This window comes from Planococcus sp. FY231025, from assembly GCF_052078085.1.
Lineage (GTDB): Bacteria > Bacillota > Bacilli > Bacillales_A > Planococcaceae > Planococcus.
The window spans coordinates 113,156-132,382 of the sequence record NZ_JBQJJG010000004.1; the positions used below are offsets into that span (position 1 = coordinate 113,156).

The 19,227-nt window shown below is 51.8% G+C and carries 15 protein-coding genes and 1 riboswitch; of the genes, 13 read left to right on the plus strand and 2 right to left on the minus strand.

What is annotated here, in order from left to right:
* Positions 1-110 precede the first annotated feature (110 nt).
* The 4 genes from mnmH to ACTL32_RS03875 all read left to right on the plus strand — a co-directional run bounded on the left by mnmH (position 111) and on the right by ACTL32_RS03875 (position 4,055).
* Complete coding sequence (gene mnmH, locus ACTL32_RS03860) at positions 111-1,220, plus strand: tRNA 2-selenouridine(34) synthase MnmH (RefSeq protein ID WP_441340218.1); 1,110 nt, start codon at positions 111-113, stop codon at positions 1,218-1,220.
* A gap of 71 nt (positions 1,221-1,291) precedes the next feature.
* Positions 1,292-1,475: riboswitch (Lysine riboswitch) on the plus strand.
* 133 nt (positions 1,476-1,608) lie between these two features.
* Entirely contained in the window at positions 1,609-2,454 is an 846-nt protein-coding gene (locus tag ACTL32_RS03865) for a transporter substrate-binding domain-containing protein (RefSeq protein ID WP_441340219.1), read from the plus strand.
* Between the two features lie 63 nt (positions 2,455-2,517).
* Positions 2,518-3,285 carry an amino acid ABC transporter permease gene (locus tag ACTL32_RS03870; protein ID WP_204893242.1) on the plus strand — a complete coding sequence of 256 codons (768 nt, stop codon included), beginning with the start codon at positions 2,518-2,520 and terminating at the stop codon, positions 3,283-3,285.
* A gap of 35 nt (positions 3,286-3,320) precedes the next feature.
* Positions 3,321-4,055 carry an amino acid ABC transporter ATP-binding protein gene (locus ACTL32_RS03875; RefSeq protein ID WP_377340126.1) on the plus strand — a complete coding sequence of 245 codons (735 nt, stop codon included), beginning with the start codon at positions 3,321-3,323 and terminating at the stop codon, positions 4,053-4,055.
* Between the two features lie 34 nt (positions 4,056-4,089).
* Here ACTL32_RS03875 and ACTL32_RS03880 read toward each other — a convergent pair whose 3' ends face one another.
* Entirely contained in the window at positions 4,090-5,016 is a 927-nt protein-coding gene (locus ACTL32_RS03880) for a DMT family transporter (RefSeq protein ID WP_441340220.1), read from the minus strand.
* A 207-nt stretch (positions 5,017-5,223) separates the two neighbouring features.
* Between ACTL32_RS03880 and ACTL32_RS03885 the strand changes: the two genes are divergently transcribed.
* The 7 genes from ACTL32_RS03885 (at position 5,224) to ACTL32_RS03915 (ending at position 12,308) form a co-directional block, all read left to right on the plus strand.
* Positions 5,224-5,712, plus strand: coding sequence for an Lrp/AsnC family transcriptional regulator (locus ACTL32_RS03885; protein WP_441340221.1), 489 nt, complete (start codon positions 5,224-5,226; stop codon positions 5,710-5,712).
* A 13-nt stretch (positions 5,713-5,725) separates the two neighbouring features.
* A complete protein-coding gene (locus ACTL32_RS03890; protein ID WP_441340222.1) occupies positions 5,726-6,130 on the plus strand; it encodes a MazG nucleotide pyrophosphohydrolase domain-containing protein in 405 nt (134 codons plus the stop codon).
* A 31-nt stretch (positions 6,131-6,161) separates the two neighbouring features.
* Positions 6,162-6,503, plus strand: coding sequence for a zinc ribbon domain-containing protein YjdM (locus ACTL32_RS03895; protein WP_441340223.1), 342 nt, complete (start codon positions 6,162-6,164; stop codon positions 6,501-6,503).
* A gap of 143 nt (positions 6,504-6,646) precedes the next feature.
* Positions 6,647-9,790, plus strand: a complete 3,144-nt coding sequence (locus tag ACTL32_RS03900) for a DEAD/DEAH box helicase (RefSeq protein ID WP_441340224.1) — start codon at positions 6,647-6,649, stop codon at positions 9,788-9,790.
* 14 nt (positions 9,791-9,804) lie between these two features.
* Entirely contained in the window at positions 9,805-10,419 is a 615-nt protein-coding gene (locus tag ACTL32_RS03905; protein WP_441340225.1) for an NUDIX hydrolase, read from the plus strand.
* A 206-nt stretch (positions 10,420-10,625) separates the two neighbouring features.
* Positions 10,626-11,084: a hypothetical protein gene (locus ACTL32_RS03910; RefSeq protein ID WP_441340226.1), complete on the plus strand. Its 459-nt coding sequence runs from the start codon at positions 10,626-10,628 to the stop codon at positions 11,082-11,084.
* A gap of 147 nt (positions 11,085-11,231) precedes the next feature.
* Positions 11,232-12,308: a branched-chain amino acid aminotransferase gene (locus ACTL32_RS03915; RefSeq protein ID WP_441340227.1), complete on the plus strand. Its 1,077-nt coding sequence runs from the start codon at positions 11,232-11,234 to the stop codon at positions 12,306-12,308.
* A gap of 131 nt (positions 12,309-12,439) precedes the next feature.
* On the opposite strand, the gene ACTL32_RS03920 is transcribed toward ACTL32_RS03915, so the two are convergent.
* Positions 12,440-15,964: an Ig-like domain-containing protein gene (locus ACTL32_RS03920; RefSeq protein WP_441340228.1), complete on the minus strand. Its 3,525-nt coding sequence runs from the start codon at positions 15,962-15,964 to the stop codon at positions 12,440-12,442.
* An 862-nt stretch (positions 15,965-16,826) separates the two neighbouring features.
* On the opposite strand from ACTL32_RS03920, the gene ACTL32_RS03925 reads away from it, so the two are divergent.
* Both ACTL32_RS03925 and ACTL32_RS03930 read left to right on the plus strand, forming a co-directional pair.
* Positions 16,827-17,714 carry a proline iminopeptidase-family hydrolase gene (locus ACTL32_RS03925; protein ID WP_441340229.1) on the plus strand — a complete coding sequence of 296 codons (888 nt, stop codon included), beginning with the start codon at positions 16,827-16,829 and terminating at the stop codon, positions 17,712-17,714.
* 286 nt (positions 17,715-18,000) lie between these two features.
* A complete protein-coding gene (locus tag ACTL32_RS03930; protein ID WP_441340230.1) occupies positions 18,001-19,203 on the plus strand; it encodes a Bcr/CflA family efflux MFS transporter in 1,203 nt (400 codons plus the stop codon).
* Positions 19,204-19,227 lie beyond the last annotated feature (24 nt).

Sequence of the window (19,227 nt, forward strand, 5' to 3'; positions counted from 1 at the left end):
ACTTGGATAGGAGGCTTGGAAATGCCAGGCCGAAGTACAAAGTAACCTTAACGAATGCTGCCGGCAGAGTATGGCGGCGGCTGTACAAGGAACTTTTGGAGGAAAGAATCATGTTCAGCAATATAACAGTCGAAGAGCTGGTCCCGGCAATCGAAAATGGAGGAATGGTCCTGATCGATGTCCGGTCACCGGCTGAATTTAAAAATTTCACGATTCCCGGAAGCATCAATATCCCATTTTTTGATGACGCGGAGCGGGCGGAAGTCGGCACGCTTTATAAACAGGTCAGCGTGGAAGCTGCAAAAGAGCGCGGACTGGAAATCATTTCTGCAAAGCTGCCGGAATTTATCCGGCAATTCAAAGCGCTCGAAGGAGATCTGACGGTTTTCTGCTGGCGCGGCGGAATGCGAAGCCGGACCACCGCTACGCTATTGAGTTTGATGAATATCCATTCGCACCGCTTGGAAGGCGGAATCCGCAGCTACCGGAAATGGGTAGTGGCGCAGCTGGAGGAAATGGCGGCTCCCTCCCGTGCGTTCGTGTTGAACGGCTTGACGGGCGCCGGAAAAACGAGAGTGTTGAAGGCATTGGAGAAGGAAGGCTTTCCGGTCATCGATTTTGAAGGGATGGCGAACCATAAGGGGTCCATCTTCGGCCAGATCGGCCTCGAGCCGCATAACCAGAAAGTGTTCGATTCGCTGCTTGTCCATCGGTTGAGAAAGTTGGCAGATGCTCCGTATGTGCTGTTTGAAGCAGAAAGCCATCGGATCGGGAAAGTGGTGATCCCGCCGTTTTTATGCGATTTGAAAAACCGGAGCACGCATTTGGTCATCGAAATGCCGATGGCTGAAAGAGTGCAGGAAATCATGGAAGATTACCGTCCGAGAGAGTATGCCGCAGAATGCCTCGAGGCGTTCCACCGCATAAAGTCCCGCATCCGCGTGCCTGTTGCAGGGCAGATCGAAGCGGATTTGGAAACGGGGCGCTTCCCGTCGGCCATCCAATTGCTGTTGGAATACTATTACGATTCCCGCTACAAGCACACGGAACATCAATATCCGGATGCGCAGAAAAAGTTCCTGCAGGTAGGCAATGTGGAAGAAGCCGCGCGGGCTGTCAAAGGGAGCATCCCGCACTTTTCCGAAGGGCAGAGGGAGGCACGCGGAAATGGGGCCGGCGCTTGGCGGGAGAGCCCCGATTCAATCGAAGTCGGGCAATGAAAACTTAGATTGACAGGTAAAAAGCCTTATTGTAGACTATGAAAAACAAGTGAATATATAACCTCACTTTCCGGTGAGGTAGAGGCGCGGGATTTATTAGTCCATAGAAGAGTTTGAGAAGCAGGGATGCTATGGAGAAGGAAAGACCGCCGAAGTTTGTAATATTTCTCGACTATTACTTGCTGGGTCTGCAGTGAACAATTGCAGGACTGCCGCCATGGACTTCCCGGTCCATAGCGGAGCGCTATCTCGAACCAGGGAAAAGAGGATTTAGGGCAACTATGCATATAGCGATCTGAGTCTAACTCAGATCTTTTTTTGTAGCTGGTTGCCTTTTTTGTATATTCAGGAAAATGAGAAGTGCAGAAACCAAAGGGGGAAAAGGATTATGAAGAAGAAAACAGGATTGTGGTTGACGGCGATTCTTTCGGCCGGCATGCTGCTGGGCGGATGCGGATCGGAAGAAAGCGGCTCGACAGGCGGAGGAGCTTCAGAGGAAAGCGAAACATTCAAGGTCGGCTTGGAAGCGGCGTATGCTCCGTTCAACTGGACGCAAGGGGATGATTCCAACGGCGCAGTGAAAATTTCAGGAAATGCGGAATATGCCGGCGGCTATGACGTGGAAATCGCCAAGCGCATCGCTGAAGACATGGGCAAAGAGCTTGAAATCGTCAAAACGGAATGGGACGGTCTGGTGCCGGCTCTGACTTCCGGCAAAATCGATGCGATCATTGCAGGCATGTCGCCGACAGCCGAACGCAAAGAGACCATCGACTTTTCGGACCACTACTATACATCTGAACTGGTGATGGTCGTGAAAAAAGGCGGCGAATATGAAAATGCCACAAAACTCGCCGATTTTGAAGGGGCGAAAATCACGGCACAATTGAACACGTTCCATTACACCGTCATCGACCAGATCGAAGGCGTCTCTAAAGAAACGGCTATGGAGAGCTTCCCGTCAATGCGGGTAGCGCTAGAATCCGGCATGATTGACGGCTATGTATCGGAACGCCCGGAAGCGGTCAGTGCTTCTGCAGCAAATGAAAACTTCGCGATGGTGGAATTCGAAGACGGATTTGAAACGTCGGAAGACGATACAGCGGTGGCCGTCGGACTTGAAAAAGGAAGCGGCCTCGCCGAAGCGATCAATGAAACCTTGGCGGGCATTTCCGAAGAAGAGCGCCAGGAAATCATGGATACAGCAATCCAGAACCAACCAGCTGCGCAATAATGATGGGGTGGTGCCGGCTGCATGCACATGCGGCCGGCTTTACTTTTGCTTAGGAGGAAAACAATGAGTCTTGAATGGGTCATTACCATACTTACAGATAATTGGCCGATGTTCCTGCGCGGAGCAGGAATGACGCTGTTGATTTCGATCATCGGGACATTGATCGGCGCTGCCATCGGGCTGATCATCGGCATCATCCACACAATCCCGATGCCGGAGCGGGGCATTAAGAAACCGCTATTGAAAACGGTCAACGGGCTGCTTTCCGCCTATATCGAATTTTTCCGGGGCACCCCGATGATGGTGCAGGCCATGGTCATCTTCTACGGCTCGGCAATGGCATTCGGCATCGATATGGATGTCTTCACTGCGGCCATATTTATCGTTTCCATCAACACGGGAGCGTATATGGCCGAAATCGTCCGGGGCGGCATCATTTCCGTCGACAAGGGCCAATTCGAAGCGGCGCAAGCCATCGGGATGAACCATTTCCAGACGATGATGAACGTCGTCCTGCCGCAGGTGATCCGCAATATCCTGCCGGCCACCGGCAACCAGTTCGTCATCAACATCAAGGATACAGCGGTGCTCAGCGTCATCGGCGTGACGGAACTGTTTTTCCAGACCCGTTCGGTTTCCGGGAACAACTTCCGCTATTTCGAATCGTTCTTCATCGCCTGCGTCCTTTATTTCATCATGACGTTTGCCATTACGCTCCTCTTGCGCAAACTTGAAAGAAGGCTGGCAGGGCCGGCAAACTACAGCATGATCGGCGGATTGCCGATGCAAGTGGTGAACCCGGAAGACACGGAACACAAAATCAAAGAGTGACCGCGCCAAAAAGCTGAAATGGAAGAGGAGAGTTTATGGAAAAAGTGATCGAGATCCAGCATTTAAGCAAATCGTTCGGAACGCATGAAGTGTTGAAAGACATCGACTTTTCAGTGCATAAAGGCGAAGTGGTGTGCGTTATCGGCTCTTCGGGATCCGGGAAATCGACGCTGCTCCGCTGCATCAACCTGCTCGAGAAGCCGAGCGGCGGAAAAATCATCTATAACGGCGAGAACATCCTCGATGACCGCCATGATATCCACGCCTACCGCACGAAACTCGGGATGGTGTTCCAGCAATTCAATCTGTTCAACAACCACAACGTCCTGGCCAATTGCTCCGTCGGCCAGGTGAAAGTGCTGAAGCGCCGCAAAGAAGAAGCGGAAAAAGTGGCGATGAAATACTTGAATGTCGTCGGCATGGACCAGTACGTCAACGCCAAAGCCCAACAGCTCTCCGGCGGGCAGAAGCAGAGGGTAGCGATTGCGCGTGCGCTGTCGATGGAGCCGGACGTCATGCTGTTTGACGAACCGACTTCGGCCCTCGATCCGGAAATGGTCGGGGAAGTGCTGAAGGTCATGAAAGACCTCGCGAAAAGCGGCTTGACGATGCTCATCGTAACCCACGAGATGGAATTCGCAAAAGAAGTGGCCGACCGGGTCGTCTTCATGGACAAAGGCGTCATCGTCGAAGAAGGGCCGCCGGAGCAGATTTTCAATGCGCCGCAGAAAGAGCGCACACGAGAATTCCTGAAACGCACATTAAGATGAAGCATGCACAAAAAGAACCCTCTGACGGACCGGGCTAGGCCTGGCGCGTCAGAGGGTTTGCTATGCCTGCAGAGGGTTGTCTGCGGAACGATTTTGTCTTGAACAGGCTGAAGAGGTAGCAGCCAAGAATTACGAGGGCGCTTCCGAGCACCTGCACGCCCGACATGCGCTCGCCCAGGAGCAGGAACGCCAGGACCGCGGTGAAGACCGGATTGAAGTTTAGGAACAACCCGGAAGTCGTCGCCCCCAGCTTCTGGACGCCGATGTTCCAGAGGACAAAACAGACGACGGTCGAGACGACGCCGGTATAAAGAATGGAATAGACGAAAGAGGCATTGATGTTGGTCACGGTGAAGTCAGCAAGATTGAACGGCAGCAGCGCGGCGACACCGAATATGCCTGAATACAGTGTAGCCATCATCGGAGAGACATGTGCCATCGCCCATTTGCTGCAGACCGAGTAGACCCCCCAGATGCCGACAGCAGCCAGCATGAACAAATCGCCCTTGTTGAACTGAAGCGAAAATAAGAGCTCGGCATTCCCTTTTGTCAGCACCAGGACGACGCCGAACAGCGAAAGGCCCATCGCGGCTGTCTGCAGCGAACGGATCCTTTCCTTCAGCAAAAGAGCGGAAAAAACAGCAATGGAAATCATGTTCAATGTAGAAATCAGCCCGATGTTCGTCGCGGACGTATGGTCGAGTGCGATAAATTGCAGGATGTTGAACAGCACCACGCCGGTTACGCCCATCAACGCGAGCGGCAGTAGCGCCTTGCGCGGCGGCAGGAGCTTTTTCTCGCTGGCCCAGACAAGCGGGATGAGGCAGAGCACGGCAATCATCCACCGCAGGCTGGTCAGCGTCATCGGCGAGGCGTGGCCGACCAGCCATTTGCCGACCACAAAATTGCCGGCCCACATGAAGCTTGTCAGCAATAATAACAGTGAATAGAAATAGCGCATGGCGAACCTTCTTTCCCGGAATTTATTCAAAAGAACTTTGAATTGTATATTAATAATTTTAGCATCCTACGCTATAATAAGAATGAATCTTTTGAAGAACGATTAAAATTCAAAAAGAATTAAAGTTATTCCCTTTATTTCATTATTATCTTCAGAATCTTAAGCTGAACCCGGACTGGTTTAGAAAAATCGAAAGGGAGTGGAGCGGTGGAATCGGTCGTCAATAAAGTGCTGGACCAGACGGATGTCCAGATCCTCGATATTTTGCAGCGGCAGGCGGATTTGAGCAATACGGAAATTGCGAAGCGGGTCAATCTGTCTTCTCCGGCCGTCCATTCACGGATCAAACGTTTGGAAACGGAAGGCTATATCAAAGGGCACGTTGCTATCCTGAACCAGGAAAAGCTCGGCTTTGATCTTCTGTGTTTTATTTTCATCAGTACGAACCTCCATCAGGCAGAGGAACTGGCAACATTGGAGCGCGCCTTGGAAGGGATGGCAGAAGTGCTGGAATGCCAATGCATCACGGGAGAATACGACTACCTGCTGAAAGTCGCCAACCGCAACCGCAGCGGCCTGCAGGGGTTCATCCGGAAATTGAACGAGCTCGGCATCGCCAAAATCCAGACCAATCTGGCGCTGCGGGAAATCAAAAGCTCGACGGTGCTGCCGATCGGCGAACCGAAAACCACATGAATGGAGGGGCAGCATGAAAGAGATGCAGAGATTCACCGAACAGTTTCAAGAAGAGATGGGCTGGAGCATCAGTGAGGGGAGCTACCCGGAAACCCGCGCGTCGCTCCTGGGAAATTATATGCTTTTGACGACGGAAGTGGCCGAAGTGGCGGAGGAGCTGCGAAAAGCCTTTAATCTGACGCGGCGCTATGTGGACGAGGGGATGGACGAAGATGCAGCGTTCCGGCTGGCGTCGCAGAACGTGAAGGAGGACATCGGCAAAGAACTGGCCGATTGCCTCGCCTATATGATGAAGTTCGCGAACTTTTTCGGCATCGACATGGAAGAAAGCTTCTACGCGAAGATGGAAGAAGTGAAAAACCGGCAAAACAAGGATGCGGTGGCAACAGGCAGCCGTAGCCATAAGAAGCAGGCGTAAGCGATCATCAAAATGAATGGAGGAAATGAAAATGGAGAAATTGCCAAATTGTCCGGAATGCAATTCGGAATATACATACGAAGACGGCAGCATGCTGGTGTGCCCGGAATGCGCACATGAATGGATGTCCGGCGCAGAAGCCGAGCCGGAAGAATCCCAGAAGGTCGTGCGCGATGCCAATGGCAACGTCCTTTCAGACGGCGATTCCGTCACGGTCATCAAGGACTTGAAAGTGAAAGGGAGCTCGTCGGTCCTGAAGATCGGCACAAAAGTCAAAAGCATCCGCCTGGTCGAAGGCGACCATGACATCGACTGCAAAATCGACGGGTTCGGCCCGATGAAGCTGAAGTCGGAATTTGTTAAAAAGGGCTGACATTGTTTCACGTGAAACGGGAAAAAGGGGAGGAGGTGGAGCGATAGGCTCCGCCTTTTTTCTTTTGCGGCGTAGCTTTTGACCCGCCGCCGGGCGCATGCTAGGCTGAAAAGAAACAGAACCGGATAAGGAAGTACATAGCGATGGATATTACATTAAACACCTGGAAAATCAAAAATCTATGCGGCGAAGCCGCTTATAAAAAAGGGCGTAGCTATTTCCTTAACGGAAAAGTCGAATTGGCCCCTCAACAAGCAGGGGAGCCGGAAAAGGGGCGGGTGTGGACAGGCGCCGGGTTTGACGTGACGGTAAAAGCTGCCAGCGGCCGGGTGGAAGCATCCTGCAGCTGTCCGCCGGTCGCTTTTGTCGGTACTTACTGCCAGCACATCGCAGCTGTTCTGCTCGCCATCGAAGAGCGGCAAAAAACAGAAGGCGAAGCGGCAGACCGCATGCTTGGGCTGTTCAGCCAGACGCCTGTCCAGCCGAGCGGAAGGCAGCTCCACTTCGACAGGCGCGAGACGATGCCGGTCGAAATCATTTGCGTGCCAATCAGCAGGGAAGAAGCCGGCTTCAGCATCGGCATCCGCCTGGCGGCTGGAGGACGGAGGGCTGAAGTGATCGCGGAGCCCCGCCAGTTTTTGAAAAACTTCGCCGGCCGTCTCCCCTATGAATATGCACCCGGCAAAATTTACAGTCCGGAGCGCCATAATTTCAGCCGGGAGACAGATGCCGTGCTGCGCTTTTTGATGAAGAGCCAGGCCGCTGCCTATAACGGGAGCGGGGCTGTGCTGCCCGTTTCGGCAGCTGAATGGGAGCTCCTTGTGCCGCTCCTCGAAGCGGCACCTGACGTCTATGTAGAACAAGGAACACGCCGTTACCCCGGCCTTTCCTACGGGGAACGGCTGCCGCTCGCCTTCGAGCTGGTTCCTGCAGAAGCGGGCAGTTTCCGCTTGGAAGCTTCCGGTCTCGACGGGATTGTCGTTTTCACTGCCTACGACTGCGCCCTTTCAGAAGGGAAGCTGTACCGGTTGGCAGTGGAAGACTGCCTGCGGCTCGCGGAACTGAAAGGGATGCTTGGGGAAGGGCAAGATTTCCGGATTCCGGAAAGGCAGGTCCCGCATTTCCTGGAAACGGCTGTGCCGGGCCTGATGCGCCTCGGCGAAGTGGATGTGGCTGAAGAAGCGGTTAAGACGATTGAAGAAACCCCGCTGAAAGCGAAATTGTTCCTCGACCGGGTGCGCAACCGGCTGCTCGCCGGCGTCGAGTTCCATTACGGAAAGCTTGTCATCAACCCATGCGAAGAGGAAGAGCAGGAGTACCGCCATATTCCGGGCATCCGGCGCGAACGCGCCAAGGAGCAGCGCATCATGAAAGGGATGGAGGACAGCCTCTTCACCAGGACGCCGGGTGGATTTTACCTGCAGGACGAAGAAGCGGAATACGAATTCCTCTACCGGAAGGTTCCGGAATTGGAGGAATTGGTGCAGGTCTATGCGACAAGTGCAGTGAAGATGCGCGTGCAGCGCGGATACAGCGGCCCGAAGATCCGGGTGGAAGTCAAGGAGCGCACCGACTGGCTGTCGTTCCGCTTCGACCTCGAAGGGATCCCGGAAACAGAGATCAAAGGGTTGTTGCAGGCAATTGAAGAAAAGCGCAAGTACTACCGGGTGCCGAATGGCACGCTGATGTCGCTTGAAACGCCGGAATATTGGGCGCTGCAGGACTTTATGGAGGAACTCGGCCTGGATGCGGACGATTTGGAAGAAGAGGAGATCCGGGTGCCGCTGATCCACGGCATGCGGCTCGCCGGAGAATTGGAAGAAGGCGGGCTGGCAGAGCCGGACGGGGCGTTTGCGGAATTGATGAAAAACCTTTCAGACCCGTCAGACGTGGAAGCGGCGGTTCCGGATGAACTGAAGCTGGTGCTCCGGGACTACCAGAAAACCGGGGTGGCCTGGCTGAAAGGGCTCGCCCGCTATGGTTTCGGCGGCATCCTGGCCGATGACATGGGCCTCGGGAAGACCCTGCAAAGCATTGCCTTCATCGTTTCGGTGCTTCCGGAAATGCGCCGGCGCAAAGAGCCGGCCCTGGTCATCTGCCCGTCGTCGCTTGTCTACAATTGGCTGAATGAATTGAAGAAATTTGCGCCGGGTCTAAAAGCCAAGGTCATTGATGGCAGCCGTTCCGACAGGCTGGCAGCATTAAAGGACCTTTCGGCTGCCGATGTGGTCATCACCTCGTATCCATCGCTCCGGATGGACAGCCACCTCTATCAGGGCAAAAGATTCCATACGATTTTCTTTGACGAGGCTCAGGCTTTCAAAAATCCGGTGACCCGGACGGCCAAAGCCGCAAAAGCGCTGGAAGCGGATTACCGGTTCGCATTAACGGGAACACCAGTAGAAAACTCCCTGGATGAACTATGGTCCATCTTCCGGGTCGTCTTCCCGGAACTGCTGCCGAACCGCCGCGAATTCAGCGAGATGAGGCGCGAGCACATCGCCAAGCGCATCCGGCCGTTCCTGCTGCGCCGGACCAAAGGGGAAGTGCTCGGCGAGCTGCCGGCAAAGATCGAGACCGACCAATATTCCAATCTGTACCCGGCACAGAAAAAACTGTATGCCGCGTATCTGGCAGAACTGAAGCACGACGCGCTGAAGCACCTGACAAAAGGCAGCTTCCAGAAAAACCGCATCAAAATCCTGGCAGGGCTGACGCGCCTGCGCCAGATCTGCTGCCATCCGGCCCTGTTCGTGCAAGGCTACGAAGGCGGCTCCGCCAAATTCGATCAGCTGATGGAAATTCTGGAGGAATGCCGGCTCAGCGGGCGGCGGGTGCTGATCTTTTCGCAATTCACCCAAATGCTCGGCTTGGTCGGGCAGAACCTCAGCCGCCAAGGGGTCCCGTATTTCTACCTGGACGGACAGACGCCGCCCGTTGACCGCGTGGAAATGTGCAGCCGGTTCAACGGCGGCAAAGGCAGCCTGTTCCTGATTTCATTGAAAGCAGGGGGCACCGGGCTGAATCTGACAGGGGCCGATACGGTCATCCTTTATGACCTGTGGTGGAATCCGGCAGTCGAGCAGCAGGCCGCTGACCGGGCGCACCGCATGGGCCAGGAAAACGAAGTCCACGTCATTCGGATGATGGCGAAAGGGAGTATCGAGGAAAAAATCAGCGAACTCCAGGAGCGGAAGAAGAACCTGGTCGATGAAGTGATCCATTCCGGGGAGGAGTCGCTCACTTCCTTGACAGAACACGATATCCGGGAAATACTGATGTTATAGTGAGAGGTGATTGGATGGACGCCAAAAAAATTACCGAAAAGATCAAAACCCATAAACCGCAGGTGCTCGGCAGCCGGAATTTCTCGAAATACTCGATTTTGCTGCCGCTTGTCCAAAAAGACGGGGAAGTCCATGTCCTCTTCGAGACGCGCTCTGAAGAGCTCCGCCGCCAGCCGGGGGAAGTCTGCTTTCCAGGCGGGCGGATCGATCCCGGGGACACTTCCGCAAAGTTCGCCGCACTCCGGGAAACCAATGAAGAACTCGGCATCAGCGAAGATGAAATCTCGGAAGTGTTCCCGCTCGACTACATCGTCTCGCCGTTCGGGATGATCGTCTATGCGTTTGCCGGGTTCATTGATCCTTCCGCGACGTTCGAACCGAATCCTGCAGAAGTGGGCAGCCTCTTCAGCGTGCCGTTGAGTTTTTTCCTCGAAAACGAACCGCGGATCTACCAGATCCAATTCGATGTCCAGCCGGAAGACGATTTTCCGTATGAGCTGATCGAAGGGGGCCGCGATTACAGCTGGCGCGCCCGGGAGATGGAAGAATATTTCTACCTGTATGAAGACAAAGTGATATGGGGGCTGACGGCCCGCATCCTTGCCCATTTTATCGATGTGATCCGATAGAAAGCATTGCTCCGAATGCCGCGTGGCATCGAAGCAGTGCTTTTTTTTCTCTTTTTATATTGACGGAATAAATAATTTATTTGAAAATGGAGAAAGCTCCATCTTCGCAAGCCGCCGCTTTTTAAACCCCCGCATCACGTTTTTCCCAGACGGAAAACCGGACCCTTCTCTAATGAATGATCAAAAATAGAAGGGGAGGATTAATGATGGCTTCTGTTTATTCTGCTGTTGAATGTCCGCATTGCGGAAGATCTGCTAGTGAAGATTATTATTATAAAATTAGTGTGGGGTACATTGTCTGCAGGCGCTGCGGATATAATGCTGTTCGATCCCGCATGCCGGAAGACGCTATAAAATATGGACACGAAATCCAGGAGAACTTGGGCTATGGCGTCTGTTGCCAGGTATCTGCAGATGGCCGGCGCAAGATGACACTGCTCAATTGCTATCCCGATAACCTGGAGGAGTTCAAACTCGAAATCGAAAGCGGCGACCCTGAATTAAAAGAAAGCTATCTTGTCACTTTTTTAGACGGGGTCTTTGAAATCCTACTTGGAAACCCGCCGGAAAATTTTCATTTGCCGTTCGAGGAGTACAAAGAAAAGATGCATGAAAAGTATGGTGGCTTCGAAGAGTTTGATGGCTTAGTCCCCATCGAAAATTAACAAATGAATAGTTAGTCAACGCCAATGTCAGGCCTTTTCTCTTAATTTTCTTTATTTTATAAAAAACGCTTTAACTTGGCAGAGAGGGGGTGTATAATTATCCGCATTACCCAATCCCATCCACGATTTCGAAAGGAGTGCCTGACATTGGTAAGTACATATGAACTTGAAATTGTTAACAGCACGAATAAGAAAGAGAAGCCGTCACAGGATCAGGTGCCCTTTGGGACCATTTTTACTGACCACATGTTCACGATGGAATATGAGGAAGGAACAGGCTGGCACGAACCGAAAATCACGCCGTACGCTCCGATTACGCTGGACCCGGCGGCCATGATTTTCCACTACGGACAGACGGTTTTCGAAGGCATGAAAGCCTACCGGACCGAGGACGGCAGAATCTTGCTGTTCCGTCCGGAGAAGAACTTCGAGCGCCTCAACTTGTCGAGCGAGCGCCTCAGCATTCCGCCGGTCGATGAAGCGAAAATGCTCGACTACCTGACAAAACTGATTGAGCTGGAGAAAGACTGGGTTCCTTCCACGCAAGGGACATCGCTGTATATCCGGCCGTTCATTATCTCTACTGAAGCGAATCTGGCAGTAGGGCCTTCAAAAACCTATAAACTCATGATCATCCTGTCTCCAGTTGGCTCTTATTTCCCGGGCGGCTTGAAACCGGTCGTGATCCATGTCGAAGACCAGTTCACCCGAGCCGTAAAAGGCGGCACGGGAATGGCGAAGACTGCCGGGAACTATTCATCCGGCTACCAGGCGCAGGCCCAAGCAAAACAAGCAGGGAATGCAGATGTCTTATGGCTCGATGGCGTCGAGAAGAAGTACATCGAAGAAGTCGGCAGCATGAACATTTTCTTCAAGATCAACGGCGAAGTGGTGACGCCTGCACTCAACGGCAGCATCCTGAAAGGCATCACGCGCACCTCAATCATCGAATTATTGAATTCGTGGGGCGTGCCGGTGACAGAACGGAAAGTTTCAATCAATGAAATCTATCAGGCCTTCGCAGACGGCCAGCTCGAGGAAGTATTCGGCACGGGCACGGCTGCCGTTATCTCTCCGGTCGGCGAATTGAACTGGCAGGGCCGGAAAATGGTCGTCAACAACCACGAAATCGGCGAGTTGTCGCAGAAATTATACAATACGATCACCGGCATCCAGACAGGCAAAGTGGAAGATACGCTTGGCTGGACGGTTGAAGTGAAATAAATAAAGTCGAAAAAGCATCCACCCTGAATTGGGCTGGATGCTTTTTTGTTAGGCCATTTTTTATGAAGGTAGTCTGACAAACGGCAGGTCGGATAAAAAACCAGCACCGCCGGAGCGGTGCTGGTTGGCTGTTATTTTTTGATGCTGAAGGTCTGTGATTCGTTGCGGGTTGTCATGCCGTCAAGCGTGATAGAGATCACGGCTTTATACTGGCCGACTTCCAAATCTTTTGTGCCGAGGTTGAAGATGTATTGATTGTCAGTCAGGTCATAGCGGAACAGATTGCCGGTTGTCGCATTCGAAGTGGAAGTCACTTGGATTTCTTCTCCAGCTTCGTTGTTCGACAATTTAACTAGGTGGATGGTCGCTGTTGCGTCTTTGACGAACAAGCTGCCGTCTGCAATCTGGAACTTCACTGGAACCGTTCTGTTTTTCTGGAATGCGCTCTTGCCGTCTGCTTTGACCGGCTCAAGGACGCCGCTGAAGCCGTATACGTAATAGGACATGGTATACGTGCTCACATTGCCCGCTTTATCGGTTACAGAGACTGTCACCGATTGTTTTCCGGTTTTTGACGTGTCCAATAGCGTTGTTGCCATTTGGAGGCTATTGTCGAAATTATCGGCAGCAACAGGAGTTACTGATACTGTCTGGCCCTGGAGGAAGCGCTGGCCATCGAACAGCCCTTGCAGCCCGCTGATGACTGGAGCGGTATTGTCGACCACATAAGTGATCGAAGCTTCGGATTGGTTGCCCGCAGCATCCACTGCCGAAACGGTCAGCGTATGCTCGCCTTCAGCCGTTGCCAGTTCATCCGCGTTTACTTCTCCCAAATGAGCATCTGTTGCTGTGTAGTAAGTTCCGCCAGCCAAAGCTTCCGCCAGCGATTGAGTTGTGTAATGGCCGCCGTTTTCCAAAAGGAAGGCGATTTCCGGATTGGTGTTGTCGACCGTATACGTGACCGAATCAGTTGACGTGTTGCCGGCTCGATCGGTTGCCGTCACGTTCAATGTGTAGCTGCCGTCCACGTTCGTTACCAAAGCATCTGCGTTCACGTTAACGCCGCCATTCTCGTCTGCAGCGTTATAATACTGGCCGATCGCTTCGAGTGAAGCTGCGTTATAGACGCCGCCGTTTTTCAATTCAAATGAAATGCTTGGTGCTGTGTTGTCGACAGTATACGAAACGGTTTTGGAAGAAGTATTTCCTGCTTTGTCGGTTGCCGTAATAGTGTATTCATGTGTTCCTTCTTCAGTTTCGAAATCGCTCGCACTGTCAGAAGCGGGGTTGGCGTCAACGATTGTATAAGGCTTTTCAGTCAGTGACTTCAGATAAGCCGCGTTATAGAACCCGCCGTCTGCCAGTTTTTCGCCGTTCAGTTCGATGACCGGCGCCGTGTTGTCGACGTGGTATTCGACGGAAACGGTTGTTTCGTTGCCCGCTCTATCGATTGCCGTCACGGTTGCAGTATGCGTGCCGTCCGTTAAAGCGAGATTTGAAGCATCAGTACTTGCTAAGTTTGTATCTGTTGCTTTCCAGTATTGCCCGAGTTCTTCAAGTGCCGCAAGGTTATAGTATTTGCCTGCTTCAAGAGCCACTGAAACTTCAGGCTTCGTGTTGTCGATCGTGTAGCTGGCGGTTGCTTCGTTTGTGTTTTTCGCCAAATCGGCTGCGCTGACAGTCAGGCTGTTTTGGCCTTCTGCTAAGCTGACTTCATTAGCGGAAACCGATTCTTCGTCCAGGTTTTCGTCTATTACTGAGTAATACGGATCAAAAGTTTTGAAGGTAGCGGAAGTATAGAAGCCCCCGTCTTCAAATTTGAACCCGATGCTTGGTACGGTGTTGTCCACTGTATAGCTGATCGTTTTTTCGGTTTTATTGCCGGCTTTGTCTGTCGCAGTAATTACGGCAGCGTGCTGGCCTTCAGTGAAATTCAGTTCGCTTGCAGAGACGCTCTCTTCATTAAGGTTTGCATCCGAAACGCTGTAATAAGTTTGGAGTGCCCGCAGAGCGTCCGCGTTATAGTAGCCGCCGTCCACTAAAGTGGAAGTGATGGCCGGCTCTGTGTTGTCCAGAGTATACGTGACAGCAGCTTGGCCAGTGTTTCCTGCAGCGTCCGTAGCTGTAACGGTTGCGGTATGGGTTGCTTCATCCGTCGTATTCCAGCCGATTACATTGGATTTATAAGAATTGGTTTCATCCACAGTGAACGCCGGTTGTTCCGGCAAGTTAGCGGAATTGTAGTATCCGCCATCAGCCGGTGCAGAAATCGCGACTTTCGGAGCTGTATCGTCAACCGTATAGGAAACAGATAAAGTCGTGCTGTTGCCGGCTGCATCCATAGCCGTCACCGTCAACGTGTGCAGGCCTTCGGCAGCGGCAGATTCATCAGCGGAAACGATGCTGACCACGCCGTTCTTGTCTGTGGCGTTAAACAGAACTGCTGGAAGTTTGGCCGATTGGTAGAAACCGCCGTTTTTCAGATTGAACGAAATTTCAGGAGCAGAATCATCCACGGTGTAAGTGACCGTTTCAACGGAAGTGTTGCCAGCTTTATCCGTCGCGGTTACCGAGAAGGTGTGTGTGCCTTCTTCGGACTTCAATGCGCTCGCTTGGACTTTATCTGCATCAAGATTTGTGTCTTCTACAGTGTAGAAATCGGAAAGGCCTTCAAGGTAAGCGGAAGTATAGAACCCGCCGTTGGCCAATTTTTCAGCATCGATTGCGATTGCCGGTCCAGCGGTATCGACTACATAGTTCACCGTCTTCACCGTTTCGTTGCCGGCTAGATCCGTCGCAGTTACGGTCGCCTGATGCTTGCCGTCTTCTGTGCCGAAACCGTCAGCCCCTGTGCTGAAAAGATTAGTGTCCGATACGGAATAAAATTCTCCAACAGAGCTCAGTGCGCGCTGGTTATAGAATTTGCCTTCTTCCAGGTGGATGGACACATTTGGTTTTGTGTCATCGATTGTATAAGAAGCTTTTGCACTGCCCACGTTGCCGGCAAGGTCTGCCGCTTCAACCGTCAGCGATTGGGTGCCTTCTGTAAGGACCGGCGCAGCAGCTTTGGTTTTCGTGCTGTCCAAATTATCATCAAAAATTGTATAAAGCGGTTTGATAGCTTCAAAAGCGGAAGATGTGTAATAGCCGCCGTCTGTGAAGTTGAATGAAATCGAAGGGACTTCATTGTCTACAAAATAAGTGATCGTTTTTTCCGCTTGGTTGCCCGCTTTATCTTCTGCGGTGATAGAAACAGTGTGCTCGCCAGCAGAAGTTTCCAGCGGATCTGCCTGAGAACCTTTCAAGTTATCTTCAGTGACTCCATAATAATTTTCTTTCAACGTTTCCAGGGTCTCGGTATTATAGACGCCGCCATCCGCCACTTGGGAAGTGATGAGCGGATCTGTATCATCTACTGTGTACGTGGCTGAAGCGCTGCCTTTGTTCTCATAAGCATCTATAGAAGAAACCGTCAGCGTGTGGGTGCCTTCTTCTTTGCTCCAGCCGGTGGAGCTAGTTGTTGTGGTGCTATCGTCAACTACAGTGAACGCCGGTTCTGATGGTAGCTGGCTTGATTGGTAGAAGCCGCCATCGATTGGGTTGGTAATTGAGACGGTAGGAGCAGTGGTGTCGCTTGAAAGAACAGAAATAGACACGGCATCTACTGTTCTGTTATAGAGGTTATGTCCATCGCCAGTTTTGTCTGTTTCATTTATAATGGAAACGTTGATTGGCATTGCATAAATGTTAGATGGTGCCTTACCCATATCGACAGTAATTTCAACATTTGATGTTGATAAATTTTTCCCTTCAAAGCTAATTACTGTAGGTTTACTAGAAGTAAATTTGCCACCATCCCAATAATAATGGGTATCAATGGACAATTTTCCTTTCAAGTTTTGATTGCCATCATAAGATAATGCAATATTGAAATTTTTGGAAACTCCTTGTTTGATTTCAACATTTCCATTACTTATTGCTGTAAATTCTGGTTTAGAAACCAATTCTACAGCCAACACCGAACTCGTCGATACAACGCCCGACAACAATAAAGCTGATACCACAGCAAACCCCTTTGATGCTTTTTTCTTCATTCTCTTTCTCCTCCTTCAGGCTGGTGTTCTTTTTTTTCGAAACTATAAAAGCTAGCTGATTGGCTCCGACCACCCAGCAAGTCCGGTTGCACTTGGACAAAATGAATCCAGCAAAGGACTTATGACTAAAACTGAACAAAAATAACCAAAAAATAAATTATGACTGATAAATTATGCCTAGTAAACGGATTATAGCACCTCTTTATTACAAAATATATACAATTTTTTGAAAACTTGAAGAAAAAATTAAAGAACTTTAAAATGTGTTCATTCGCCAATAAATTCAGCTGGAAAATCTTAAAGAGACAAGCTTCCGATCTTTTATTCTGATGGACCGAAAAAATCGTCGATAAAGGCTTTAAAGGGAAAAGAGGGCCGATGAAGAATTTAATATAGAGACAACATCTGAGGAGGGTATGACGGAATGGAGCATGTGACTGAAGGGTTTATTCCTGTTGAAGGAGGCAATGTATGGTTCCGCATTACAGGAGCTGGACCGGGGATTCCGCTGCTGGTGCTGCACGGAGGTCCGGGCGGCATGAGTTCTGAGATCGATCCGCTGCGGAATTTGGGCAGCGAGCGGCCGGTCATCCAGTACGATCAGCTCGGATGCGGCAAATCGGGCCGGCCGACGGATACGGATTTATGGACGGTGGAGCGTTATGTGGAAGAGCTGGAACACCTGATCGAAGCGCTGGAGCTTAAAGAGTTCCATCTGCTGGGGCATTCGTGGGGGTCGATGCTTGCCGCTTCGTACCTCCTGGATAAACAGCCAAAAGGCGTCCGGAGCGTCATCTTCTCGAGTCCGGCGCTCAGTGCGCCGATGTGGGAAGAGGACCAGCGGAATTACTTAAAAGCGTTTCCGGAAGACATCCAGGAAATTGTTGCGCGCAACGAATGGGCGCAGACGACGGATACGGAAGAGTATCAAGAGGCGATGATGGCCTATTACAAGCGCCATATGTGCCGGATCGATCCGTGGCCGGAAGAAATGAAAAAGGAATTGGATGAGATGAACCTACAGATCTACCATTACATGTGGGGAGCTTCCGAGTTCACGGTGACGGGCACACTGAAGGATTTCGACGTCACGGCACGGCTCGTTGAAATCGACTTGCCGGCATTCTTCACCTGCGGGCGCTTTGATGAAGCGACGCCGGAGACCACCGAATATTATGCCAGCCTCGTGGCGGATTCGGAATTCCGTGTATTTGAAAACTGCTCCCACATGCCAGGGATTGAAGCGCCGGAAACCTATACGGCAGCGATCCGCGAGTTTATCAACGGACAGGAATTCAAGCCGGGTGCCTGAATGGAATAGACTAAAGCGAAAGCCTTCATTTTATATGGAGGCTTTTTTATTTGGGGAAGGGGTGTTCGAAGCTTGAACCATTACGGCCGGACGCGGGTGCGCTCATAACCTTCAAAGAAATAAACCCAACCTGAATCGAAGAGTCCGCGGAAGAAAAAACGCTTTAGCCGAGCAAAATGAGAGGGAAATAATGCCTTTTGTGATAATCTAATAAACAGCTGTTTTGAACGTATACATAATAGCGAAAATAAATAGAGGTGTTCTCGGAAAGAAAGGCTGTTGCATTATGGAAAATCTTACAGGGGCGAAACGCGCACGTTTCGTCATCCTTTTAGGGGCGCTCACGTCGCTCATCCCGTTCACGATTGATATGTATTTGCCGGCGTTCCCGGTACTGGCAGGCATATTCGATACGACGGCTTCTTCGGTCCAGTTGAGCTTGACGGCCTGTCTCCTGGGGCTTGCGCTCGGCCAGCTGTTTGCCGGCGCGCTCAGTGATATGCACGGCAGACGGAAGCCGCTGATCATTTCATTGGTGATCTACGTCATCGCTTCGGCGGCCTGCATTTTTGCGCCGAATATCTATATCTTCATCGCACTGCGCTTTGCGCAAGGGTTTGCTGCTTCTGCAGGACTCGTTATTTCCCGGGCAATAGTGCGGGACGTCAGCAGCGGGGCAGAGCTGACGCGGCTGTTTGCATTGCTGATGGTGGTGAACAACCTGGTGCCGCTGCTTGCGCCATCTGTCGGAAGCGGCGTGCTGCTGTTCGCCGACTGGAAAGGCATCTTCATGGCGCTTTCGCTGCTCGGAATCACATTGCTGCTGATCACCGCATTCCGCCTGCCGGAGAGCCTGCCTGCTGAAAAGCGCATCCCGAGCCAATTGGGTTCGACGTTCGGCAGTTTTGCCTCGATCTTACGGGACAAGCAGTTCACGGGCTATGCGCTGGCACAGGGCTTTCTGATTGGCGGCGTTTTCGCCTATGTCGCAGGGACACCGTTCATCTACCAGAACATTTACGGCGTTTCGCCTCAAGTGTTCAGTTTGCTGTTCGGCATGAACGGCATCGGCCTGATCATCGGAAGCTACGCGGTCGGGCGGTTTGCGCATAAGGTGTCTGAAAAACGCTTTTTGGAAGGTGCGCTTTATGCGGCGGTGTTGGCGGGCGCGGTGCTGCTCGCTGTGGTCGTTTTGCACGGACCGCTATGGGCCGTCGTCATTCCGATCTTCTTTTTCGTCTCGGCAATCGGCGTGGTCGGGACAGCTTCGTTCACACTGGCGATGGAACGCCAAAGCCATGTGGCCGGCAGCGCGTCCGCCTTGTTGGGCCTTTTGCCTTTCATTTTGGGAGCCTTGACGGCGCCGCTTGTCGGCATCGCCGGCGAAGAAACGGCCGTTCCGATGGGCTTGACCATCTTTACGATGTGCCTGATTGCGCTGCTTGCGTATTTATTCCTGGTGAAGAACGTTGCAAAACCAGCTGTTTAATAGAATAAAACATTTCCAGACTGT